Here is a 22,739-nt window from a genome sequence, read left to right as displayed (position 1 = left end):
ATGCTTCGCACGCCCTTGGTTGACAGCGCGTTAACCGTGTCTCCCGTCTTGCGGTCGGCAGCCCGCCCGCCGCGCCCGCGCTCAGCGCCGGTAGGTGCCCGGTACGAGGCCGCGCACCGGCACGTCCACCACGAACAGCCCGCCTGCATGCGGCGCCGCTGCAAGCGCGTCCTCGGTCATCTCGATCCGCGCCGTTGTTATGAACAGGCGCCGCATGGTTCTGCCGCCAAGGGCGCAGCAGGTCACGTTCGGTGCCGGCACGCGCACGACAAGGTCAGGCGTGCCGTCAGGCAGATAGCGCGCGACCGAACCGCCGCCGAACCGCGCGTTCCATAGCGCACCCTGCGCATCCACGGTGGACCCGTCCGGTTTCCCCTCATCGGGCGCAAGCACAGCGAAGTCGCGCCGCTGCGACGGCGTACCGGTGGCCGGGTTGTAGGCGTAGGCGCGGATCACCCCCTCGGGCGTGTCGGCGAAATACATCACGGTGCCATCGGGCGAGAACGCCGTGGAATTGGCTATCACGACGTTGTGCAATATCTCGCGCACACGACCGCGATCGACGGACCAGACCGGCGTGACCGGCTGACGATCCGCCTCGTCGATGCCGCCGACGACAAACCGGCCCTGCCGGTCCAGCGCGCCGTCGTTCATGCGGGTGCCCGGCCGGTCCGGCTGGTAAGGTTCGAAAAGCCTCCGCCGCCCGGTAAGCGGGTCGACCCAGGCCAGCCCATCGGCGAAGGCCGCGAGCATCCTCCCGTCATCGCAGAACGCAAACGAGCACAGCGGCGCCTCGAGGTCCAGCCGCCGCACCCGCCCGCCGTGCTCATCGCAGGACCACAGCACGCTGGCCTTGATGTCGGTCCAGAAGACGCGGCGGTGGCGCGGGTGCCATTGCACACCCTCGCCCAGTTCGGTGTCGCAGGCGACCAGCAACTCCGCCTCCAGCGGCATGTCGGCAAGCGCCCCACGATCATGCAGCGAGGTCATTGCGCTCGCCGCCCGTGAGACTCGAACCGCGCCAGCAGCGCCGAGAAGTCGCGCCCGCGCCCGTCCTCGCCCGGCCCTTCAACGAAGTTTTCGTAAAGGGTGGTCGCGCAGGCCCCCAGTGGGGTATCGGCATCGACCTGAACCGCCGCCTGTTGCGACAAGCGCAGGTCCTTCAGCATCAGCTCCGCCGCGAAACCGGGGCGATAATCGTTGTCGGCGGGCGAGACCGGCCCGACCCCCGGCGCCGGGCAATAGGTCGAGATCGACCATGAATTTCCCGACGAGGTGGACACCACATCGAACATCGCCTGCCGCTCGAGACCCAGACGGTCGGCCAGCGCGAACGCCTCGCAGGTGACCGCCATCGTTGCGCCGAGGATCATGTTGTTGCAGATCTTCGCCGCTTGCCCGTTGCCCGCCGGGCCACAATGCACCATGCGCGCGCCCATCACGTCGAACAGCGGGCGTGCCGTCTCGACGGCATCGGAGGGGCCGCCCACCATGAAGGTCAGCGTACCGGCTGCAGCACCGCCCACGCCGCCCGACACCGGCGCATCGAGCGCGCGCAGCCCCGCCGCGGCGGCAAGGTCGGCCACCGCGCGGGCGCTGTCCACGTCCACGGTGGAACAGTCCAGAAGCACTGCGCCGGGCGCCATCGCCGGAACGAGCTGCGCCGCGACCCCGCGCAGGACGTCTCCGGACGGCAGCATCGTGATCACCACCTCCGCCCCCGCCGCCGCTTGCGCCGCATCGGCGCAGGGGCGCACCCCTTCCGGCAGCACCGAGACCGGGTCGTACCCGGCTACCGCGTGTCCCGCCGCGACCAGGTTGGCGGCCATCGGCCCGCCCATGTTGCCAAGACCCACGAAGCCGATCTTCATGCCGGTTCCCCATCCAGTATCAATGCATTCTCCCCCAGCGCCGCCAGCATCGCCGCGACCTCTGCCGCCGGAACGCCGTCCGGCGCGGCATGGCGCCAGCGCGGCGCCCGATCCTTGTCTATCACCGCCGCGCGCACGCCTTCCAGGAAATCGCCCTGCTCCATCGCGCGGCTGGTGAAACGATATTCCAGCGCCAACGCCTCGGCCATGTCGGCCGAGGGATCGGCCCGCAGCCGCGCCAGCAGCTCAACCGCGCAGGCCATCGCCAGCGGACTCATACGGCCCATCGCGTCCAGCGTGGCGCGCGCCCAGTCATCATCCCGCATCCGCAGCGAGGCAACGATGCCCTCAAGCTCGGGCGCGGTGAAACAGGCGTCAATCGCGTCCCGCTGCGGTGCCAGCGCGGCGTCCGGCGCCGGGCGAGCGGCCCCGCGGACAAGCGCGGCATCGCCCGTCTCGCACAGCGCGGCGGCGAGCGCAGGCCAGTCCGCGCGCGGCACGAAATGGTCCGCGAACCCCACGAGGATCGCATCGCCCGGCCCCATCCGGGCCGCCGTCAGGCCGAGATATGTGCCCAGCCGCCCCGGCGCGCGCGCCAGCAGCAGCGAGCCGCCCACGTCCGGTACCAGCCCGATGCCGACCTCAGGCATTGCGATGCGGCTGTCCTCGCACACAACGCGATCCGACCCGTGGCAGCCGACCCCGACACCGCCACCCATGGTGTAGCCCTGCAGCAGGCTGACGACCGGCTTGCCATATCCCGCCAGCAGCGCGTTCAGCCGGTACTCGTCGCGCCAGAAACGGCGGCCGTAGGCGAAATCGCCCGCCATGCCGGTGGCGTGCAGATCGGCGATGTCACCGCCCGCGCAGAACGCCTTCTCGCCCGCAGCGTCGATCAGCACGAGCGCAACGCGGTGATCCCCGGCCCAGTCCCGCAGGGCGGCATCGATGTCGGTGACCATGTCATGGGTCAGCGCATTCAGCGCGGCAGGCCGGTCCAGCGTGATGCGCCCGGCCCGCCCCTCGATCCGGATCTTTGCCCCGGAAGATCCCAGCGCGCCCGTCATGCCGCCTGTCCCACCAGGCCGCGCGCGACGATCAGGCGCATGATTTCGTTCGTGCCCTCGAGGATGCGGTGCACCCGCAGATCGCGCGCGATCTTCTCGATCCCGTAGTCGGCAAGATACCCGTAGCCGCCGTGCATCTGCAGGCAGGTATCGACGACGCGACTGCCCATCTCGGTAACGAAGGTCTTGGCCATGGCGCAGTGCAGCGTCGCGTCCGGCGCAGCCTGGTCCAGCTTCCACGCCGCCTGCCGCAACATCACCCGCGCCGCCTGCAATTCGATCTCGCAATCGGCAAGTCGGAACTGAAGCGCCTGGAACTGGTCGATCGGGCGGCCGAAGGCCCGCCGTTCGCGCATGTAGCCAAGCGTTGCCTCCAGCGCGGCCTGCGCGGCGCCAAGGCTGCACGCGGCGATGTTCAGGCGCCCGCCGTCCAGCCCCGCCATCGCGTAGGAAAAGCCGCGCCCTTCGTTGCCCAGAAGGTTGTCCCCGGGCACCCGGCAGCCGTCGAACTGAACCGCGCGGGTCGGCTGCGCGCGCCAGCCCATCTTGTCCTCCAGCCCGCCGAAGGACAGGCCCGGCGTGCCGTCCTCGACCAGCAGAGCCGAGATGCCCCCGGCCCCGTCGCCGCCGGTGCGCGCCATCACGACATAGGCATCCGAATAGCCGCCCCCCGAGATGAACGCCTTGGATCCGTCCAGCACATAGCCATCGCCGTCGCGCCGCGCGCGGGTCCGCAGCGCCGCCGCATCCGACCCGCTTCCCGGCTCGGTCAGGCAATAGGACAGAACGCAGTCCATCGCCAGAACGGCGGGCAGCAGACGGGCGCGCAGCGCGGGCGCGCCATGTCGCTCCAGCATCACCGCGCACATGTTGTGGATCGACAGAAAGGCCGCGACAGACGCACAGGAGGCGCTCAGCCCCTCGAAGACAAGCGTCGCCTCTAGCCGCGACAGGCCCGACCCGCCCGCGTCTTCCGGCACGCACAGCCCGCCGAACCCCAGCGCGGCAAGATCCGGCCACAGCGCGCGCGGGATCGTCCCTTCGGACTCCCAGGTCCGGGCGAAAGGCGCGATCCTGTCAGCACCGAATGACTGCGCCATCTCCAGGATAGCGGCCTGTTCCGCGCTCAGGGCGAAATCCATGTCTCCCTCCGGATGGTCTGCCTCGCGATGGGCCCCTCGCGGGCTTTTGTGCAAAACTGCTATTATATTGTTCCGGGCAAGTCCATTGCGGTGCGATGATCGTACCTCAAGGGGCGTTGTGACGTGTGACATAGGGCGTATACGGACGAAAAGGGTGGCGAGGTCTGGAAACGACACCATTATGTCGCTAGGGTCCAAGCACTCTACGACAGCGACATCGCGTAAAAGTAGAAACAGGGGAAGTAGATGAAAGTCAAAATAGCAACGGCTGCGCTGATTGCCGCATCGTTGGGCACTGGCGCCCATGCCGAGTGCGGCGAGGTTACCATCACCGAGATGGACTGGGCGTCCAGCGCCGTGGTGACCGGCGTATCCAAGTTCCTGATGGAACAGGGCTATGGCTGCACGGTGCAGACAGTTCCGTCCTCGACGGTGCCCTCGCTCGTGTCGGTGGCCGAGACTGGCAAGCCCGATATCGTGACCGAACTGTGGATCAACGGTGCGCCCGCCTATAACGAGATGGAAGAGGCCGGGACGATCACCACCGTCGCCGATGTGCTCTCCGACGGCGGAAACGAAGGCTGGTGGCTGCCCAAGTACCTTGTGGACGAGCATCCCGAACTGGCGACCATCGACGGTCTGCTGGCCAACCCCGACCTCGTCGGCGGCCGGTTCCACAATTGCCCGGACGGCTGGGCTTGCAAGAACACCAACACAGACCTGACGCGCAATTTCGGGCTGGTCGATGCCGGGTTCGAGATTTTCGTGCACGGGTCTGGCGAAACGCTGGCGACCTCCATCGCGTCGGCCTACGAAAGCCGCGAGCCGTGGCTGGGCTACTACTGGGCGCCGACCGCACTGCTCGGCAAGTACGAGATGGTCGCCGTCGATATGGGCGAATACAACGAGGAAGTGTTCCTCTGCGCCGCCGATGCCGACTGCACCGCGACCGGCGTGTCTGGTTGGCCCGTGGGCCCGGTCAAGACCGTCGTGACCAACGATTTCAGCGATCGCGAACCCGAGATCGCGGAACTGATGAGCAACGTATCCTTCACAAACGCGCAGATGAGCGACGTTCTGGCGTGGAAGGAAGCCAACAATGCCAGCAACGAAGAGGCGGCGGTCTACTTTCTGACCACTTATTCCGACGTATGGCCGGGCTGGCTGAACGACGACGCCCGCGCCCGACTGTCGGCGCTGTTGCAATAATCTCGAAAACCCCGCCCGGCGCGCACCCGCGTTGCTGCGGGGTTACCCATGCCCCCGGCGCGCACAGCGCGCCGGGAAATTTTATTCTTGGCGGGACACCCATCGCCTTGCGCCCTCCGAGAACCGGTTTCGAAAGGATGCACCGACATGATTTTTTCCGAAGTTTCGCGCAGGCCTCGCCAGACAGCGACGGCCGTCGCCCTGCTGACCCTCGGCGGCACGGCGGCCCATGCCGACTGCGGCGAAGTGACGATCACCGAAATGGACTGGGCGTCCAGCGCCGTGGTCAGCAGCGTTGCAACTTTCCTCATGGCACAGGGCTATGGCTGCGATGTGACATTGGTTCCATCGTCCACGACGCCCGCGCTCCTGTCTGTCGCCGAAACCGGAACTCCGGACATCGTGACCGAGATGTGGACCAACGGCTCCACGATCTACGATCAGCTTCTGGCCGAGGGCAAGGTCACACCGGCTGCCGACGTAATCTCTGACGGCGGACAGGGCGGCTGGTGGGTGCCCGACTACCTGGTCGAACAGCACCCCGAGCTTGCCACGGTCGAAGGCGTTCTGGCCAATCCAGACCTTCTCGGCGGGCGCTTCCACTCCTGCCCTGATGGCTGGGCCTGCAAGTACGATACGATCGACCTCGTTAATGCTTTCGGGATGCCCGAAGCGGGATACGAGATTTTCGAACACGGATCCGGTGAAACGCTCGCCAGTTCCATCGCTTCGGCGGTGGAAAACCGCGAGCCGTGGATCGGCTACTACTGGTCGCCGACTGCGATCGTCGGGCGCTACAACCTCGTGAAGGTGGACCTGGGCCCCTACAACGCCGAAGCTTACGATTGCGCGCTCAGCCCGGATTGTACCGGTGGGGGCACCTCGGACTACGCCACAAGCCCCGTCAAGACCGTGCTCACAAACGACTTCATCGACCGCGAGCCCGAAATCGCCGAGCTGATGGAAAACCTGAGCTTCACCAATGCGCAGATGAACGATGTTCTGGCCTGGCAGCAGACCAACAATGCCTCGAACGAAGAGGCGGCGGTGCATTTCCTGACAAGCTATCCCGATGTCTGGTCCGGCTGGCTGAATGACGCCGCCCGCGAACGTCTCGCGGCGCTGCTGCAATAACATTCCGGCGGCGCGGCCCCCCGCCGCCCGCCCTTTCTTCACGACCGAAACCACAAACGCGAGGCCGCCATGGCATTCTACGACGGACTATTCGATACGCTCGGATTGCGCGATTGGTGCGATGGCGCGGGCGATGGCGGCCCTATGACGATGGCCGAACTGTTGGCGAAAAGCTCCGGCCGCACCGCCGAGGAAGCTGCGGCGGACCCGACCCCGCTGTTGCAGACGCCGTTTCCATCGCTTGACGCGCTGAACGATGCCTGCCCCGCCGTGACCCGCACCCGCGACATGACCGACGGGGTGGAGAACGCGTTCCTCGCCATCAAGGACCCGCTGAAGGTCGTGCTCGATCCGATCACGCAACCGCTCAGCTGGGCGCTGAACGGCTCTCTCGAAATGTTCCAGGCAATTCCGTGGTTCGTCCTGATCCCGCTGCTGGGGCTGCTCGTCTGGGTCGCCTCCCGCTCCGCCGGGCTGGTGGCCTTCGTGATCGGGTCTTTCCTTTTTCTCGGGTTCATCGACCACTACGTGTACGCCGTCCAGACGCTGTCGATCATCTTCGTATGCACCCTGATCTGTGTCGCGCTCGGCGTGCCCGTTGGCATCGCCATGTCCCGCAGCGACACCATGCAGCGCGCCACCATCCCGGTGCTCGACATGCTGCAGACCCTGCCCACCTTCGTCTACCTGATCCCGCTGATCTTTCTGTTCTCCGTCACCGAACCCAAGCTCTACGGCATCGCGATCATCCTTTATGCCATCGTGCCGGTGATCCGCTTGACCGATCTCGGCATCCGGCTGGTGGACAAGGACGTGATAGAGGCGGCGGACGCCTTCGGCATGTCTGACCGCCAGAAACTCTGGGGGGTGCAGGTGCCACTCGCGCTGCCCAACATCATGGCAGGCGTGAACCAGACCATCATGATGTCGCTCGCCATGGTGGTGATCGCCAGCCTCGTGTCCGCACCCGGCCTCGGCGTGCTGGTGCTGCGCGGCATCCGCAACCTCGAACTCGGTGTCGGGCTGGTGTCGGGCTTCGGCATCGTGCTGCTCGCCGTGCTGCTCGACCGGGTGACGAAAGCGGCGCTCAGCCGCATCAACGTAAGTCAGAAGGCCTGAGGTGACCCAACACATGACCGAAACACCCATCATCTCCATCAAGGGCCTCTACAAGATCTTCGGCAAAGATCCGACCTCGGCCCTGCCACTCGTGACGTCGGGCATGGGCAAGTCGGAACTGCTGGAAGACCACGGCCACGTGCTCGGCCTGCGCGACATCAACATCGACATGGCCCCGGCGAAGATCACCGTCATCATGGGACTGTCCGGGTCGGGCAAGTCCACCCTGATCCGCCACCTGAACCGCCTGATCGATCCCACCGCAGGCGAGGTCATCGTGAGCGGCGAGGACGTTCTGCGCTATGACGAGGCGCGCCTGCGCCGCCTGCGGCAGGAAACCATGTCGATGGTGTTCCAGAAATTCGCGCTCCTGCCGCACCGCACGGTGCTGCAGAACGCAGGCCTGTCCCGGCGCGTGCGCGGCGAAGATCAGGAAACAGCAGACCGCGAAGGCGCCAAGTGGCTCGACCGCGTGGGCCTCGGAGGCAACCACGCGCAATACCCGCACCAGCTTTCAGGTGGCATGCAACAGCGCGTCGGCATCGCGCGCGCGCTGGCCTCGGACAGCCCGATCATGCTGATGGACGAAGCCTTCAGCGCGCTTGACCCGCTGATCCGCACCGACATGCAGGACCTGCTGCTCGAGCTTCAGAACGAGCTCAAGAAGACGATAGTGTTCATCACCCACGATCTCGACGAGGCACTGAAACTCGCTGATCACCTCGTCATCCTCAAGGACGGCGCGATCGTGCAGCAGGGCGAACCGCAGCACATCCTCCTCAACCCGTCCGACCCCTACATCGAGGACTTCGTGAGCGACATCAACCGCGCCCGCGTGTTGCGCGTTCGGTCGGTGATGCAGCCATTCCACGTCAACGGCCACGCCTTCGCGGGCACGGTGGACAGCAACGCGACACTGGAAAGCCTGATCGAGATCTCGGGCGGCGACACCAGCCACTGCTACAAGGTCGCCGATGACGGCCGCGACGTGGGCATCCTGGAAATGAAGGACCTCGTGCGCGCGCTCGTGCCTTCCCGGCCTGGCAACGACGACGGCCCCGCGCCGCACGCCTGACACGCAACGCCGGAAGCGGGCCGCCCCCGGCCCGTTAACACGGCCTTCACCCCGCGGCGGGCATGACGGGAGCAGTGAACTTCCCTGCGGTAGTCATGTCACCTTCGGCCTACACCACACGTCTTGTCGCTGCCGGTCTGCTGGCATTGCTTCCGGGCACTGTCCCGGCTGGCCCGGTCGTGCCCTTCGACCCGGTGCTCGACACCCTGCCCGGCTTCACCACCTTTGCGCCCGGGCGCGCCACACTGTCCGGCGGCGATCAGACGCGTGCGGGCCTCGCGGCCCGTCTCGCCGGTTTCGAAGCAGGTCTGCGCTTCGGCACACCCCCCCTGCCTGGAACGGGCCGCAGCTTCGCGGTCCTGTCGCCCGCATCTGTTGGCGTGGCAATGGCGGGCTTCGTGGGCAGCGTGACCGGCTTTACGCCCTACGATGTGCTGCGCGTGGTGTTCGGGTTCGACCTCGCCCTGCCGGTGCAACGCGGCAGCATCATCGCCGATCCGGCCAGCGGCATCTCGCTCGGGCCCATCAGCCCCCCGGCGGCACGTCCTGTCCCCGCACCCGACCCAAACGCGGGCAGTATCGGGCAGGCTCCTGCGGAGAACGTCCTACCTGTCGGGGCCTTCACACCCGGCGGGCCAGTCCTTGCCCGCAGCAGCACGGGCAGCACAATCGGCACACAACCATCGGAAGCCCCGGGCTACAGCGGGCCTGGCGGCAATGCAGGACGGATCGTGGCCGACCTTCTGCCACCGGAAGGCGGCCCCTTCGGCGGCTCGACAAAGCCCGGAACCGGCCCCGCGACCGGTGTACCGGCCTCCCCTGCCCCGCCGCCACCCCCGGTGCCTCTCCCGGCACCGTTCTGGGCGCTGATGCTCGGCCTCGGGGCGCTGGCCCGTATCGCGCGCCACGGCCGCACCAACAGCTCGCTTGTCAGGAGCGACGCCACATGCGACGCGCCATCCCAGTCGGGACATGATCAGCGCAAACCGGTTTCTTCCAGCAGGCCCTTGCGCTTGGCCTCATAATAGTAACCGCGCGCATACCACTTCACGGCATCATCCGGGTCTTCGTCCGCGACCAGCCACGCGCCGCGCAGATAGCGCACAGCATATTCGAGGTTCGTCTCCGCATCCAGAAGCCCCTCGGGCGCACCACGATATCCCATCGTCGCCGCAGTCTGCGGCAGGATCTGCATCAGCCCGTAATAGGGACCGTTGCGCGCCTTGGGACGATGCGTGCTTTCCCGCACGATCACGCGCTGGACCAGCGACACCGGCACCTCATGCCGGTCAGCCGCCGCCACGATCTGCGCGCGCAGTTCCGGTGTCTCGTTCGGATAAAGCCGCGCCGTGGCACCGGGATCCTCGACCGATCCGGCACAGCCCGCCACCACCGCCAGCGACAGAAGCGCTGCGCAGGCCCGCCCGGCCCTCCGCCCTGCCCCGCCGATGGCCAAACCTCGCTCGTCCCGCGCGCCTGATCGCTGGGTCATCGCCTGCCTCTGCTCCGTCTTGTTGATGTTGAGCGGAGTCTGCCACCGCCTGCCGCGCCGCGCCAGCCGCGAAATGCGCACAGACCGGGCCGTGGCCACGCCCTAGGCGCCTTGCCGCCGATCCCGGGCAAAGGTGCCCGTTTTCGGGACGGCTCGCGCAGCTTTGGAACCCGTTTACAGGATGCCGCTTGCCGGGCCTTGCGGATGTATCCTGACCGGTCTTCCAGCCCCCTCATGCACGAAAAGCACCCATTTGCAGGAGCCTTTCGCAACCATTGGAACCCGTTTGCAGGAAGCGCCGATATGGCAAGGAACCTGTTTACAGGACCAATCCCGAACAAAAGTCTTCATCGGCCTGCGCTCCTCGATTCAATGACATCAAGTTTTCGCGCGCAAAAAGCCGCCAGAATGATTATCACTCCGGCGGCGGGTCGGTTTCAGTCATGTGCGCCGTTTTGCGGCAGGGCAGCAGATCAGCGCGGCTCCAGCAGGCGCTTGATCTCGAACATCACGGTTTCGACCATATCGGCATCGACCTGCTTCCCCTCCAACCGGATGTAATAGCCCTTGCTGTCGCTTTCGCGGCGGATCGTGACACCATTGTCCAGGCGGAAGAAGCCCGGCCCTTCCGACGATCCCTTCGGTGCGGCGGCGTTCCGGCGCGGCCGACCGCCGCGCGCAGGCTCACGGGTCTCGGCCTCGGCGATTTCGACAACCGGCTCCAGCAGCGCCCATTCACTTTCCGCATCAACCCCCTGCCCCGTTGCCAAAGCCTCACGCAGACGGCCCGCAAGACCGGCTCGAAGCGCAACGGCAAGCCTCAGCCCCGCTCGCTCTGAAAGGTGCTCGGGAAAGGCCAGCATGTCGCCCAGTTCCTCGTGAACCAGTGCGAAGGACCGGATCTTGGACCGCTTGGCCTTGCTCGCCGCGTGAAACAGCCCGTTTACCGCCTGCTCCACGCTGTCATAGGCGCCCTGCTGGACGGCGAGCACACCCACCCGGCCCCGCTCGTAAGGGGTCAGGCTGGCGCGTATCTCGTTCTCCTCCACCATCGCGAGGTACGCCCCGGCCACGTTGCCCGGATGGCGCAGGATTGCCCGGACCCGCCCGTACGCCCGATCCCCGGTCTCGGCCTCCAGCGCCCGCAGCGCGGCCAGCCGCCGGAAGCCCGACAGCAGCCCGAACTTCGGCCCGTCGCCGGGCTCGGCGATCTCGAACACCTCGATCGGCAGCCGCAGCCCGTTCAACGCGATGGAGGTCTTCAGTTCATCCATCGCCTCGGGATCCATGATCATCCGGTCACGGGTCAACTCGTCGGCGACAATCTCCGCCGTCGGGACCTCCAGCAGGATCAGCCCCTCCGCCTCGGCCTGCCGCAGCCGCTCCGCGTCGCGCTTGTCGCGGGCCGCCTCGGCGCGCATGTTGGCCGTCTCGGTCGGGGTCAGCGCCGCGGCCTCAGCCGCGACCTGTGCGATAGGCGGCATAAGCCCGGCCATTCCAGCCGAGGGTTTCGCCGCGAAACCCTCTTCCAGCGATTGCAGTTCCTCCGCAGAGGGCGCGGTCAGCTTGGTGCGTCGTGCCATTGATCAGCCCCCTTCACTCAGCCGCGGCCGTGCCGGGTTTCGCGGCGAAACCGGGCCCGTCGCCCTCCGCCGTGGCACCCCTCGCCAGTTGCTCGTCGCGCCACCAGGACCCGATCAGGATCTCCTTCAACTCGGCATAGGTTCGGTCAAACGCTTCACGGCCGCGAACATAGGTCTCGCGGTTGAACTCCCTGTAGTCAGCCTCGTAGATGCCATTCACCTGCTCGCCGGCCTGCCCGACGAGCGCGGTGAATTCCTGCCGGTGGGCATTCATGAAATCGCCAAAATAGGCCTGGATCACGTTGGCAAGATCGCTTTGCTGGTTGGCGTCGAACCGGGTGATGAGGGTCCGGACCACATCCCATTCAAATTTAACCTCATCGATCCCGGCGGCACGGCGCGCCGCGTTCTCGCCATCCTCGATGCTGGCGAAGGTGGAATAAAGCATGTCGAAGAACCGGCCCGTGCTGTCGAATTCCAGAAAGGACGCGCCCAGGGGCACCAGCAGGATGTCGGCTGCGGCCAGCGCGTTGATCGTCAGGTAGCCGAGGGCAGGGGGCGTATCCAATAGCACGATGTCATACTGGCTGAGCAGGTCCTCGTCGTGCAGGAAGTTGGTCAGCGCATCCCACAGCGCCCAGCGGCGCAGGTTCATCCGCCAGACCGGGATCTGGAATTCCGCCCAATATAGGTTCAGCTGCGCGCCGATCAGATCGATGTTCGGCCAGTGCGTCGGCTGCACGATATCGGAAGCACTGATGTTGAGCGCTTCGGTCAGTGTTTCATCGAGGGGCAGGGTGGCTTCGCCCCGCGCTGCGCGGACCTCGTTCTCCTCGTTGACTTGGCGGGCATAGTCCTTGGCGATGAGTGGAAAGACGGTCTTCCATTCGTCGGGAACCTGCCCGCCCATGATCGAGGTCATCGACCCCTGGCTGTCCAGATCGATCACCAGCACGCGGTACCCGTCGAGCGCGGCGGACATCGCCAGATGCGCGGCGGTGGAGGTCTTACCGACCCCGCCCTTGAAGTTCGCCACCGCCACCACCTTGGCGGGCAAGCCCTTCGGACGGTAGGGCCGGTATTCCTTGGAAGCCGCGCCGCCCGCCGCGAAATGGTCGCGCAAGGCGATGACCTCTTCCAGCGTGAACCACTTGGAGCCGCTCGCCCCTTCGCCTTGGGGCAGGTCCGGGTGCTGCTTAAGCACGCGCCGCAGATGGGCGGGCGCCACGGGAATCAGGTACCGGCAAATCTCCCAGGTGGAGAATTTACGCAGGCGCTTGCGGCCGTCGGGAGCATAGCCGCGCTTGGCAAGATCCTCGCGCCCGCGGGCAGCGAAAGCCGCAGCTTTTGCGAATCGGGCGGTATCGCTAGGCTTCGGCAGTCGCCCCGCAGCTGCCTTTGGATCCAGGTTGAAATAGGGCGGCGGGGGAAGGTCCGACTTCTTGGTCATGATGTGCCTGTATGTATCCGTGATGCTCGATGTGCGACGTTTCTTGTGATTTGCGCTGATTATCACACATCACGTCTGCGGAGGGAATCGCGTTGTTTGGCAGGATGTATCCTGAACCGAAGTACAAGTTTCGCGGCGAAACCCTGTTATCAAAGGAAAAAAACAGGAACGACACTGAAAGCTTTAGAGATTCTTTGGAATATTTAGAGACTTTGCTGATTAAAAACTGTTTTTTCGCAGAGCCTTACGGGCACTTAGGTGACCGGATACGGGAGGAAAGGCCACCAAATGCGGTCGGCACGGTGTCCGACTACGGGACGGGGCGTGCCGATTCCCGGTCACGTGCGGCCCCGCGTGCGGGATGGGCCTTTCGGGCAGGGTTCTGCGCATTCACGTGCGTCCAGTGCTCCAAAGAGCGGCCGGGAAGTGGCCGAGGGGCAGGGGAGTGCGGGGGATTCCGACCCGCGAAGGCACCCATTTGCGGGAAGGTGCCTGTTTCCGGTGGCGCCGCGCGGCCTGACCGGGGCGGTCCCGGAAAAGGGTACCCTTAAGTGTCTTGTCGGAAGGTGCCTGATCTGCGACACTTTCCATCAATCGGCGACGACAAGATCGCCATAGAGCAGTCATAGCGGGAACAGGCACATGCCGGGCGAAGCGATCGCGGGGGATATCCCCGCCGACAGACTGACAGGGCCATTGCGCCGTGCGTCTGTGAAGAAGAACGTGGCCGCGATCCACGTATCCGGCAAACTGACGCTGTTGCAGCGCAAACTGAGCAATGTTCTGCTGCTCAATGCCTATGACGCGCTGGCCACGCAACCGACCCACCGGATCGATGCGCGCACACTGTGCCTGATGATCGGTTACAATTCGAACGACATGGACACTCTGAAGGCCAGCCTGCGCGGGCTGGCCGAAACGGTCGCCGAGTGGGACATGTTGGGCGAGGACGGGCAGCAGGAATGGGGGATCTCGGCGCTGCTGTCCTATGCCAAGCTGAAGGGCGGGGTGTGCGAGTATGCCTACTCGCCCGCGCTGGCGGCCAAGCTGCACGACCCGAAGGTTTTCGCGCTGATCAACCTGAACATCCAGCGTCGTTTCGCGAGCGGTCATGCCCTTGCGCTTTACGAGAATTGCTATCGGTTCGTGCGCACGGGCAGCACAGGCTGGTGGGATCTGGGACTGTTCCGCCGACTGATGGGTGTGGACGGATCGGATTACTACGAGACTTACAAGCACCTGAACGCCAAGATCATAAAGCCCGCCGTGGCCGAGGTGAACCGCACCAGCAACATCATCGTGACGCCGGAGATGCGCAAGATGGGACGGACGGTCACGGATATAAGGTTCCGTATCCGCCAGAACCCGCAGCTTGCGATGATCGACATGGATGATGGAGGTGCAGTGCGGCAGGGCGCGGTCTATGACAGTCTGCGCGGGCTGGGCGTGAGCGATAGGCTGGCGCGCCAGTGGATCGCCGAGCACGGCGAAGCCTATGTCGCCGAGAAGCTGGCCTATGTCGGCCGCCAGTCGCATGTGAAAAGCCCGGTGCGTTACCTCACGGCGGCAATCCGGGACGGATTCACAGCTGCGGAGCCAGAGCCGGTGCCTGAGCCCGCTCGGGTTCCGGACCCGGGGCGCAGTGCGGCGCAAGAGGCACGCGAGCGCGCAGAGGCCGAGCGCGAGGCCGCGCTGGCCGAGGAGCGCCGCGGCCGGGCGGCCCGCATGGCGCGGGTCCGCGACGCGGCGGCGGCGCGCACGCCGACCCAGCGCGACGCCGACAAGCGGCTTTTCTTGGCCGGGTTGCGCGACCCCCTGGAGCGCGAGGACTTCACCCGTTTTGGCTGGGGATCGGCCTTGAACGCGCGAGCGATCTTCAGCTTCTGGGAAGAGATGCAGCCCGGGCTTTTCGATGGGCTCTGAGTGCTGCGCAAAGATGGCCGATTTTGCGCGCCGGGGTTGGAGCGCGTTGAAGTGAAACTCTCCTCCGGTGCTCGCCGTCCGGCAACCAAGCCTTAACGACCGGCCGCTAGGCTGCGGCTCGCTAGGGCTTGGAGGTGATCTTGGAACACGCGATGACGGAGGCGGCCCGCATTGTCGCCTGGCGGCTGCGCAGGCCGTCACTGGCGCCGGTGCGCATCGCGCTGCTGGCGGCGGGCGCCGAGGCGGCTGTGCTGGTGCTGGCGGCCTGGTTTGTACAGTTCGCAGTGGTGCCGGGCTTTTCCGCCGTTCCAGCGACGGGCTGGGCGGTGCTGATTGCAGGCTGGGCGGTGCCGCTCGCGGCGATGGGCCGGGCCTATGGTATGGGGCGGCTGTTGCGCCTGCGGGCAGGTCTGCCGCCGGTGCTCGGCGCGCTGGCCGGTGCCGCTGCGGTTGCGCAGGTGTCGGGCGCGCCGGGTTTCACGATCGCCGCAGGCTGCATTCCGGTTGTACTGCTGCTGCGGCTGGGCTTTGCCGCGTCGGTGGGTTGGGCGGTTGATCAGGGCCTGACCGAGCGGCGCGCGGTTCTGGTCGGCGGCGGCGCGGGTGCCGCGGCATTGATCCGCGGGCTTGCCAGCCGCGCGGGCAATGACATCCGGATCTGCGGTATCTTCGATGACCGGGGCGGGGACCGCGCGCCTGATGTGGTGCTGGACGTGCCGAAGATCGGGCGGTTCGATGAACTGGTCGGGTTCTGCCGCGCGGCGGAGGTGGACCTGATCATCGTCACCCTGCCGCCAGAGGCGGAAGCGCGGATCGCGACGCTGTTGGACCGGCTCAGGGTGCTGCCGGTGCCGGTGCACCTGTCGGCCTTCAGCCGGGATTTCGGGTTTCGGGACACTCCCGAGGGGCTGAGCGCGCTGCTGCCTGCAAGTTTTCAGCCCGAGCGACGTGTGGCCAAGCGTGCCTTCGACCTTCTGTTGGGCGGGCTGCTGCTTGTGCTGCTGGCGCCGGTAATGCTCGTGGCGGCGATTGCGGTGCGGCTGGACAGCCCCGGCCCGGTGTTCTTTCGGCAGGACCGGCACGGGTTCAACGACCGGCCGATCCGGGTGTGGAAGTTCCGGTCGATGTATCACGATAAGGCGGACGCGGCAGCGGTGCGGGTCGTGGTGCGGGGCGACGCGCGTGTGACGCGGGTCGGGCGGTTGTTGCGCAAGACGTCCATCGACGAACTGCCGCAGCTGTTCAACGTGCTGGGCGGGACGCTGTCTCTGGTCGGGCCAAGGCCCCATGCGGTGGCGGCGCGGTCGTCGCGGCAGGAGGCGTTCGACAGGATCGTCGATGGCTATTCGGCGCGCCACCGACTGCCGCCCGGGATTACCGGTTGGGCACAGGTAAACGGCTGGCGCGGCGAGGTGGATGACCCTGACAGCCTGCGCGCGCGGTTTGCCCATGACCTGTTCTACATCGAGAACTGGTCGATCTGGTTCGATCTCGCGATCTTGCTGCGCACGCCGGTCAGCCTTCTGGATACGCGGCGCGCTTATTGAGACTTGCCGGACTGTGCGGGTGCGCCGTGCCGGAGCGGGGTTGCGGTCAGGGTGTCAGCCCTGCTGTGTGGCACGGCGGACCTGCTGCAGGCGGCGCGCGAAGGCTGCGCAGAACACCGCCGTGAGCACCAGAACGATGGTCGGCGCGGGCGCGCTGTCGAGGAAGAAACTGGCATAGGTGCCGCCCATGCTGGCGCTGAAGGTCACACCCACCGCCACGAGCAGCATCCGATCGAACCGCCGGGTCAGCAGGAAGGCGATGGCGCCGGGCGAGATCAGGAGCGCGATGGCGAGGATCAGCCCGACCGAGGACAGCGTCGCGACGATGGTCATCGAAAGCGCAGTGAGCAGACCGTAGTGCAGCCAGCCGGTGCGCAGCCCACTGGCGCGCGCCTGTGCCGGATCGAAGGCGTGCAGCAGCAGGTCGCGCCATTTCGCCAACAGCCCTGCGGTGACCGCCAGCGCGATCAGCCCAGACGTCCAAAGATCCTGCGGTCCGATCCCCAGCATGTTGCCGAACAGGATGTGGTTCAGGTGCCGGTCGCTGGGAAACGCCACGAACAGGATGATCCCCAGCGCGAACATGCCCGAGAATACCACGCCCATCACCGTGTCCTGCTTGAGACGGCTGTTGCGTTCGAGCGCGCCCGTGAGCAACGCACAGACCATGCCCGCGCCGAACGCACCGACGATCAGCGGCAGACCGGCGAGCCATGCCAGCACGATGCCAGGCAGCACGGCGTGGCTGACCGCGTCGCCCATCAGCGACCAGCCCTTGAGCACGAGAAAGCACGACAGCAGCGCCAGCGGCGGCGCGATCAGCGCACAGATCGCGAAGGCGTTCTGCATGAAGGGCAGTTGAAACGGCAGCAGCGCAGCGTCGATCATCGCGGTGCTCCGTCATTGCCGGTCGTGGCAGCGGCCAAAGGTGACGCGGGCGCCGGGGCGCGCAGCGCATCGCGCGCGCGGCGCCTGGCTGCGAGCCAGCCGTGCCGGGGCGCGAGCAGGTACACGGCGAGGAAGATCAGGGTCTGCAGCGTCACGATGATCCCGCCGGTCGCGCCATCAAGGAAGTAGCTGGCATAGGCCCCGACAAAGCAGGTCACCACCCCGATCGCCACGCTGACGACGATCAGCCGTCCGAACCGGTCGCACAGCAGGTAGGCCGTCGCGCCAGGCGTCACAACCAGCGCGATCACCAGAAACGCCCCCACGGTCTGCATCGCTGCCACGGTCGCCGCCGCCAGCAGTGTGAAAAACACCCCGCGCAGCAACCCGGGCCGCAGCCCGATCGTGCGGGCATGGGTTTCATCGAAGAAGACGACCATCAGGTCGCGCCACTTGGCCAGAAGCACCGTCAACGACACCGTTCCGATCAGCACCAGTTGCACCGTATCCGCGGGCGTGATCGCAAGGATGTTGCCCATCGTGATCGCCTGCAGGTCCACCGCCACCGGGTTGAGCGAGACCATGAACAGCCCCAGCCCGAAGAACGACGTAAAGATCAGCCCGATGATCGCATCTTCTTTCAGCCCGGAGCGCTGGTTGAGAAACAGCATCGCCGCCGCCGCCAGCCCGCCGGACAGGAAGGCGCCCGCCGCGAAGGGCAGGCCGAGCATGTAGGCACCCGCAACGCCCGGCACGATCGCGTGGCTGAGCGCGTCGCCGATCAGTGACCAGCCCTTGAGCATGAGGTAGGCCGAAAGGAAGGCGCAAAGCCCACCGACCAGCGCCGACACCCACATCGCATTGGTCATGTAGGCATAGCCGAAGGGTTCGAGCAGCAAGTCGATCATCGGCGTGGCCCCGCGGATTGGCTAGCCTCGACAGCGTTTGGGGCGGGGCCGCGTGCAGCGGTGTCCGCCGGTCCATCGTCTGGCCTGACAGGGTCTGGCGTTGTGGGGTCAGCAGCGGCGGCGTGCGGTGGGGTGCCGCTTCGTGGCTGATCAGCGGGTCTTCCGGTCGCCGACCCCGGCGCATCCGGGGCGGGGGGTGTGTCGGCCGAACCGTCCGGCGCGGACGCACCCGACCCGTCGCGCACCGTGGGCGCGTTCGGGTCGGGCACCAGCGCCCCGGCATGTTTTCCGCCATAGGTCACGAAGGGGCGTTCGTCGTCGGTGATCACCCGGATCCGGCGGGGGTCGTCATCGTCATGCAGATCCTGGCCGCCCAGCGTGAAGTGGCGCAGCACACCGCCGAAGGCGCGTTCCAGATTGTCGCGCGTGAATATCTCGTCCGTCGGGCCATGCGCCAGCACCGTGCCCTTGACCAGCACCGTGCGGTCGCAGAATTCCGGCACCGACCCGAGATTGTGGGTCGAGACCAGCATCACGCGACCCTCGGCCCGCAGGTCGCGAAGCAGCGCGGTGATCTGGTCCTCGGTTTTCACATCGACGCCGGTGAACGGTTCGTCCAGCAGGATAACGGCGGCGTCCTGTGCCAGTGCGCGGGCGAGGAACACGCGCTTGCGTTGCCCGCCGGACAACTCTCCGATCTGGCGGTGGCGGAACGGCGCCATGTCCACGCGCGCCAGCGCCGCGTCCACCGCGGCGCGGTCGGCGGCCCCGGCGCGGCGGAAAAAGCCCATATGCCCGTAGCGGCCCATCATCACCACGTCCTCGACCAGAACCGGAAAGGACCAGTCCACTTCCTCTGCCTGCGGAACATACGCGACCAGATTGCGCCGCAGCGCCTGCGGCACCGGCAGGCCGAGCACGCGAATGGTGCCCGCAGCGGCCGGCACGAAGCCCATTATCGCCTTGAAGAGCGTGGACTTGCCTGCACCATTCACCCCGACCAGCGCCGTGATGGTGCCGGTCGGGATGTCGAAGCTGGCGCGTGTCAGTGCGGTGTGCCCATTGCGGTAGGTGACTGTCAGGTCCTGCGCGCTGATCCCGCCGCCCGGGCCCGGAGAGGAGGGCAGGGGGGTCACTGCGACCCTCCAGTCAGCCCGTCCGCGATGGTTTCAGCGGTTACGCGCAGCAGATCGAGATAGGTCGGCACCAGCCCGTCCGGCCCGCTGAGGCTGTCGACGTAGAGCACGCCACCGAAACGCGCGCCGGTTTCGCGGGCGACCTGTTCGGCGGGCGAACTGCTGACGGTGCTTTCGCAGAACACCACGGGGATGTTGTTTGCGCGCACCCCGTCGATCACAGCACGGACCTGTTGCGGCGAGCCGGTCTGGTCCGCGTTCATGGGCCAGAGATACAACTCCTTCAGGCCGAAATCGCGGGCGAGGTAGCTGAACGCGCCTTCGCAAGTGACCAGCCAACGTCGGTCCTCGGGCAGCGCTGCGATCCGGTCGCGCAGCGGGTCGAGGGTCTCGCGAATGCGTGTCTTGTAGGCCTCGGCATTGGCCATGTAGGTCGCGGCATTGTCCGGGTCGTGCGTCGCGAAGGCTTGGGCGATATTGTCCACGTAGGTCATGGCGTTGTCTCGACCCATCCAGGCGTGGGGGTTGGACAGACCCTCATAGGCACCGCTGGCGATCGGGATCGGATCGATGCCGTCGCTCAGCACGGCGGCGGGCACGTTGCGCAGGTTGCGCAGAAACTGTTCGAACCACAGCTCCAGGTTGAGGCCGTTCCACAGCACGAGGTCGGCGTCGAGGGCAGCTACGATGTCGCCCGGTGTGGGGTCATAGCCGTGGATCTCGGCGCCGGGTTTGGTGATGGAGGCGACGTCGGCGGTGTCGCCCGCCACGTTGCGGGCCATGTCGGCCAGCACGGTGAAGGAAGTAACTGCCTTGAAGCGGTCCTGAGCCATGGCAGGACCGACGAGCGTTGCGAGGGTGGCAATTGCTGTGGCCAGAAGGGTCTGTCGGCGGAGCATGGTGTGTCCTGCTGTTGAGATGCCCATGAGGTATGCGAACGGTTCGCAACTGGCAAGAGTTTTGAGAACGGTTCGCAAAGTGGTGAAGGCGGCCGCTTGCCGCCTGACAGGGGCCGCTGCCTTTGGGACGCGCAGGGCGGAACGATGCCGGGCCGGTTGCTCGAAGCTGGACTGCCGGTGCCGAGGCAGTGCTGATACGGCGGCGTGTCGGCTGGCGCCAGCGCAACGAGGCGGCCGCTTTTCAAGGCGGATTGTCGCCTGCACCCTTTGCCGACAGCGGTTTCCGGCCTGTTCTCGTCGGGCGGCGCGGAGCCATCGTCTTGCGGCAAGGGGCTAGCGCCGCAGCGTTCGCCTGGTCTGCGCTCGAAGGCGTCGGCCCGCAGGCCGGTCGCGCGGCGTTGGGCGTCCCGGACCACGGCAGCTCGACACGCTGGGCTGGAACGGTTTCTTCGCCTGACGGGCGAGGAGTGGTCCTTGAGCTTCTGGCGCTGCGCCGTCAGCCGGGACGATAGTCCTCGGTTCGTGCGCTGCGGCGCTGCGGAGAAGCCGCAGGGCCGGGCTATCACCGGCAGCAGTGCGCGCCTCCCCTTGCTAGTGCGGCGCGCAAAGGCTAGCACCAAGTCACGGAGCGGTGGCCGAGCGGTCGAAGGCAGTGGTCTTGAAAACCACCGTGCGTGAAAGCGTACCGTGGGTTCGAATCCCACCCGCTCCGCCATCGCCTTTCGCCAAGCCATTGTACATGCTGTGGTTTTCCTGATTTTTGGTCAATCGGGTACCATTTCGGGTACCATCTGGTTTTGCCGGGTGCGCCGCGGACGTCTTGCGGTCGGCGACTCGTGAAGGTGGTGATCACTCTCCGAGGTTTGGCGTCCGGAGAAGGGAAATTCAAGGCACTTGATCGGGGTGTGTCTTTCCGTTGAGAAGGGATGTCTTTGGGTTTGGGACCACGCTCGCGCTCGTTGTTCGGTTCGCGTCCTCGTGGCTCCCGTCCTCTTGGCACAGGTGGCCTCGCCTGACATGTGAGGGCTTCGTGGTCTCACCGCGCCGAGGGGTGTGGTGTTCCTGGCGCGGCGGTTTGGTGGTTCTGTTACCTGAGCGGGACGACGGTGGCATTGCGCCTTTCCAGCTCCGGCTCCGGCGGCGGGGTCGGGTCGAAGTCCCGCAGCAGTTTCTGGAGGTCGGCCCGGTCGAGGCTGCGCTCGGTGGCGAGGGCCTTGGCGATGCGGGCGAGGTGCGTCTTGTGCGCGATCAATGCATCGAGCGCGATGTCCTCGGCCTCATGCAGGAGCACGCTGACCTTGTGGCGCAGGGCGTCCGGCAGCCAGGCGCGGCGGTCCGGCGGGACCGGGGCGTGCAGCAGGCCGCAATCGCCGAGGCCCCATTCCAGCTCCATCCGGACCAGCAGGTCGGTTGCGCGGTCGAGATCGCTGCCCTCTCCGGCGCCCGCCGCCGAAGAGGCCGCGCCGAGCAGCACGTGTTCGGCCGCGCGGCCGCCGAGCAGCATCGCCGTCCAGTCGAGCGTCGCCTCGGCCGTCAGGAAGCGCGGCATCGGCAGCTCCGCCGCCCCGCCAGTGGCGCCGATGGTGACGCGCTTGGGCATCGGCAGGACGCGGGCGGCGGCCAGCAGGATATGGCCCGCCTCGTGGACCGCCATGCGCCAGAGGTCCCCGGGCGGGAGTGCGGGCGCGTGGCGCGCGGTGGCGGCGGCGAGATGTGCAGGGCCGATCGGCGCGGTGTCGTCGCGGGCCAGCCCCAGCGCCTCACGCGCGACCGCCGCGGCCGTGGCGCCGGTCTGGCCGAGAAGCGCGCGCGCCGCCTCGATCAGCGCTTTCGCGTCCGGGGCCGCCGCGCCGAGATGGGCCGCCAGGATCGCGCGCAGCCCGGCGAGGTCGGGCGGGCCGATCTCGAGCGTCAGGTCGAACCGCCCGGCGCGGCGCAGCGCGGGGTCGACAAGCTCCGGCGCGTTGGTCGCGGCCAGCACGACGACGCCCGGCGCGTCGTGCAGGCGGGTCAGCTGCTGCAACATGTCGTTCACCACTTGCCGGGTATAGTGGCCGCCATGATCGCCCGTGCTCCGCCGCCCGAAACTGTCGAACTCGTCGAGGAAGAACACCGACGGCGCCCGGGCGATCGCCGCGTCCACGGCGCCGTGCATGGCGGCGAGGTAGTCGCCCAGGTGCCCCGCCGCCTGGCAGGCGGTGTAGGAGGTGGCGATCAGCGGCACGCCCATGGTGCCCGCGAGCGCCCCGGCCAGCATGGTCTTGCCGGTGCCGGGCGGACCCCAGAGGAGCGCGGA

Annotated in this window: 18 protein-coding genes, 1 tRNA gene and 1 pseudogene; 8 read left to right on the top strand and 12 right to left on the bottom strand. The window is 66.8% G+C overall.

The genetic code is table 11. The features are described from left to right. Positions 1-81: 81 nt before the first annotated feature. Genes DKT77_RS05435 through DKT77_RS05420 form a run of 4 tightly spaced genes read right to left on the bottom strand, consistent with a single transcriptional unit; the run spans position 82 to position 4,080 of the window. A complete protein-coding gene (locus DKT77_RS05435; RefSeq protein WP_109810704.1) occupies positions 82-990 on the bottom strand; it encodes an SMP-30/gluconolactonase/LRE family protein in 909 nt (302 codons plus the stop codon). Further along, positions 987-1,871, bottom strand: coding sequence for a 3-hydroxyisobutyrate dehydrogenase (gene mmsB, locus DKT77_RS05430; RefSeq protein ID WP_109810703.1), 885 nt, complete (start codon positions 1,869-1,871; stop codon positions 987-989). Before mmsB ends, DKT77_RS05435 begins: the two co-directional genes overlap by 4 nt. Beyond that, complete coding sequence (locus DKT77_RS05425; RefSeq protein WP_109810702.1) at positions 1,868-2,938, bottom strand: enoyl-CoA hydratase/isomerase family protein; 1,071 nt, start codon at positions 2,936-2,938, stop codon at positions 1,868-1,870. Before DKT77_RS05425 ends, mmsB begins: the two co-directional genes overlap by 4 nt. Next, on the bottom strand, positions 2,935-4,080 hold the full coding sequence (locus DKT77_RS05420) for an acyl-CoA dehydrogenase family protein (protein WP_109810701.1): 1,146 nt from the start codon (positions 4,078-4,080) through the stop codon (positions 2,935-2,937). The genes DKT77_RS05425 and DKT77_RS05420 overlap by 4 nt, the downstream gene beginning before the upstream one ends. A gap of 246 nt (positions 4,081-4,326) precedes the next feature. Between DKT77_RS05420 and DKT77_RS05415 the strand changes: the two genes are divergently transcribed. The 5 genes from DKT77_RS05415 to DKT77_RS05395 all read left to right on the top strand — a co-directional run bounded on the left by DKT77_RS05415 (position 4,327) and on the right by DKT77_RS05395 (position 9,642). Then, the gene (locus DKT77_RS05415; protein WP_109810700.1) at positions 4,327-5,289 is read left to right on the top strand and encodes an ABC transporter substrate-binding protein; all 963 of its coding nucleotides are present in this window, start codon (positions 4,327-4,329) and stop codon (positions 5,287-5,289) included. Positions 5,290-5,436: 147 nt separating this feature from the next. After that, complete coding sequence (locus DKT77_RS05410; RefSeq protein WP_109810699.1) at positions 5,437-6,423, top strand: glycine betaine ABC transporter substrate-binding protein; 987 nt, start codon at positions 5,437-5,439, stop codon at positions 6,421-6,423. Between the two features lie 69 nt (positions 6,424-6,492). Then, positions 6,493-7,542, top strand: coding sequence for an ABC transporter permease (locus DKT77_RS05405; RefSeq protein WP_109810698.1), 1,050 nt, complete (start codon positions 6,493-6,495; stop codon positions 7,540-7,542). Between the two features lie 13 nt (positions 7,543-7,555). Continuing rightward, positions 7,556-8,617 (top strand): quaternary amine ABC transporter ATP-binding protein, encoded by a 1,062-nt coding sequence (locus DKT77_RS05400; protein ID WP_109810697.1) that lies wholly within the window; start codon positions 7,556-7,558, stop codon positions 8,615-8,617. A gap of 95 nt (positions 8,618-8,712) precedes the next feature. Further along, positions 8,713-9,642, top strand: coding sequence for a hypothetical protein (locus tag DKT77_RS05395; protein ID WP_109810696.1), 930 nt, complete (start codon positions 8,713-8,715; stop codon positions 9,640-9,642). Here the strand turns inward: DKT77_RS05395 and DKT77_RS05390 are convergent. The 3 genes from DKT77_RS05390 to DKT77_RS05380 all read right to left on the bottom strand — a co-directional run bounded on the left by DKT77_RS05390 (position 9,594) and on the right by DKT77_RS05380 (position 13,142). Further along, a complete protein-coding gene (locus DKT77_RS05390) occupies positions 9,594-10,109 on the bottom strand; it encodes a lytic transglycosylase domain-containing protein (RefSeq protein WP_109810775.1) in 516 nt (171 codons plus the stop codon). The genes DKT77_RS05395 and DKT77_RS05390 overlap by 49 nt on opposite strands. A gap of 473 nt (positions 10,110-10,582) precedes the next feature. Then, entirely contained in the window at positions 10,583-11,692 is a 1,110-nt protein-coding gene (locus DKT77_RS05385) for a ParB/RepB/Spo0J family partition protein (RefSeq protein WP_109810695.1), read from the bottom strand. A gap of 13 nt (positions 11,693-11,705) precedes the next feature. Beyond that, positions 11,706-13,142 carry an AAA family ATPase gene (locus DKT77_RS05380; protein WP_109810694.1) on the bottom strand — a complete coding sequence of 479 codons (1,437 nt, stop codon included), beginning with the start codon at positions 13,140-13,142 and terminating at the stop codon, positions 11,706-11,708. Positions 13,143-13,784: 642 nt separating this feature from the next. Here DKT77_RS05380 and DKT77_RS05375 point away from each other — a divergent pair. Together DKT77_RS05375 and DKT77_RS05370 are read left to right on the top strand one after the other, a co-directional pair. Continuing rightward, on the top strand, positions 13,785-15,065 hold the full coding sequence (locus DKT77_RS05375) for a replication initiation protein (RefSeq protein WP_109810693.1): 1,281 nt from the start codon (positions 13,785-13,787) through the stop codon (positions 15,063-15,065). 152 nt (positions 15,066-15,217) lie between these two features. Continuing rightward, positions 15,218-16,612 carry an exopolysaccharide biosynthesis polyprenyl glycosylphosphotransferase gene (locus DKT77_RS05370; protein WP_109810774.1) on the top strand — a complete coding sequence of 465 codons (1,395 nt, stop codon included), beginning with the start codon at positions 15,218-15,220 and terminating at the stop codon, positions 16,610-16,612. Between the two features lie 54 nt (positions 16,613-16,666). On the opposite strand, the gene DKT77_RS05365 is transcribed toward DKT77_RS05370, so the two are convergent. The 4 genes and pseudogenes from DKT77_RS05365 to DKT77_RS05350 form a co-directional block, all read right to left on the bottom strand. Further along, a complete protein-coding gene (locus DKT77_RS05365) occupies positions 16,667-17,500 on the bottom strand; it encodes a metal ABC transporter permease (RefSeq protein WP_109810692.1) in 834 nt (277 codons plus the stop codon). Then, positions 17,497-18,405, bottom strand: coding sequence for a metal ABC transporter permease (locus tag DKT77_RS05360; RefSeq protein ID WP_146204966.1), 909 nt, complete (start codon positions 18,403-18,405; stop codon positions 17,497-17,499). The genes DKT77_RS05365 and DKT77_RS05360 overlap by 4 nt, the downstream gene beginning before the upstream one ends. A 293-nt stretch (positions 18,406-18,698) precedes the next feature. Then, a pseudogene (locus tag DKT77_RS05355) lies at positions 18,699-19,544 on the bottom strand (manganese/iron ABC transporter ATP-binding protein); the annotation flags it as partial. Beyond that, positions 19,541-20,443 carry a metal ABC transporter substrate-binding protein gene (locus DKT77_RS05350; RefSeq protein WP_109810690.1) on the bottom strand — a complete coding sequence of 301 codons (903 nt, stop codon included), beginning with the start codon at positions 20,441-20,443 and terminating at the stop codon, positions 19,541-19,543. The pseudogene DKT77_RS05355 and the gene DKT77_RS05350, both read right to left, overlap by 4 nt. A 625-nt stretch (positions 20,444-21,068) precedes the next feature. Between DKT77_RS05350 and DKT77_RS05345 the strand changes: the two genes are divergently transcribed. Beyond that, positions 21,069-21,158 (top strand) — tRNA-Ser (locus DKT77_RS05345). Positions 21,159-21,530: 372 nt separating this feature from the next. On the opposite strand, the gene DKT77_RS05340 is transcribed toward DKT77_RS05345, so the two are convergent. Beyond that, the coding region (locus DKT77_RS05340; RefSeq protein WP_146204963.1) for an AAA family ATPase at positions 21,531-22,739 on the bottom strand (1,209 nt) is incomplete at its 5' end.

Origin of the sequence: Meridianimarinicoccus roseus, from assembly GCF_003172915.1 — a bacterium.
In the GTDB taxonomy this organism is placed as follows: Bacteria; Pseudomonadota; Alphaproteobacteria; order Rhodobacterales; family Rhodobacteraceae; genus Meridianimarinicoccus; species Meridianimarinicoccus roseus.
This window is presented reverse-complemented; position numbering and strand designations above follow the sequence as displayed.

Excerpts from the sequence above, each read along its gene's own strand:
- DKT77_RS05435 (WP_109810704.1), bottom strand. The coding sequence starts at position 990 with ATGACCTCGCTGCATGATCGTGGGGCGCTTGCCGACATGCCGCTGGAG.
- mmsB (WP_109810703.1), bottom strand. The coding sequence starts at position 1,871 with ATGAAGATCGGCTTCGTGGGTCTTGGCAACATGGGCGGGCCGATGGCC.
- DKT77_RS05425 (WP_109810702.1), bottom strand. The coding sequence starts at position 2,938 with ATGACGGGCGCGCTGGGATCTTCCGGGGCAAAGATCCGGATCGAGGGG.
- DKT77_RS05420 (WP_109810701.1), bottom strand. The coding sequence starts at position 4,080 with ATGGATTTCGCCCTGAGCGCGGAACAGGCCGCTATCCTGGAGATGGCG.
- DKT77_RS05415 (WP_109810700.1), top strand. The coding sequence starts at position 4,327 with ATGAAAGTCAAAATAGCAACGGCTGCGCTGATTGCCGCATCGTTGGGC.
- DKT77_RS05410 (WP_109810699.1), top strand. The coding sequence starts at position 5,437 with ATGATTTTTTCCGAAGTTTCGCGCAGGCCTCGCCAGACAGCGACGGCC.
- DKT77_RS05405 (WP_109810698.1), top strand. The coding sequence starts at position 6,493 with ATGGCATTCTACGACGGACTATTCGATACGCTCGGATTGCGCGATTGG.
- DKT77_RS05400 (WP_109810697.1), top strand. The coding sequence starts at position 7,556 with ATGACCGAAACACCCATCATCTCCATCAAGGGCCTCTACAAGATCTTC.
- DKT77_RS05395 (WP_109810696.1), top strand. The coding sequence starts at position 8,713 with ATGTCACCTTCGGCCTACACCACACGTCTTGTCGCTGCCGGTCTGCTG.
- DKT77_RS05390 (WP_109810775.1), bottom strand. The coding sequence starts at position 10,109 with ATGACCCAGCGATCAGGCGCGCGGGACGAGCGAGGTTTGGCCATCGGC.
- DKT77_RS05385 (WP_109810695.1), bottom strand. The coding sequence starts at position 11,692 with ATGGCACGACGCACCAAGCTGACCGCGCCCTCTGCGGAGGAACTGCAA.
- DKT77_RS05380 (WP_109810694.1), bottom strand. The coding sequence starts at position 13,142 with ATGACCAAGAAGTCGGACCTTCCCCCGCCGCCCTATTTCAACCTGGAT.
- DKT77_RS05375 (WP_109810693.1), top strand. The coding sequence starts at position 13,785 with ATGCCGGGCGAAGCGATCGCGGGGGATATCCCCGCCGACAGACTGACA.
- DKT77_RS05370 (WP_109810774.1), top strand. The coding sequence starts at position 15,218 with ATGACGGAGGCGGCCCGCATTGTCGCCTGGCGGCTGCGCAGGCCGTCA.
- DKT77_RS05365 (WP_109810692.1), bottom strand. The coding sequence starts at position 17,500 with ATGATCGACGCTGCGCTGCTGCCGTTTCAACTGCCCTTCATGCAGAAC.
- DKT77_RS05350 (WP_109810690.1), bottom strand. The coding sequence starts at position 20,443 with ATGCTCCGCCGACAGACCCTTCTGGCCACAGCAATTGCCACCCTCGCA.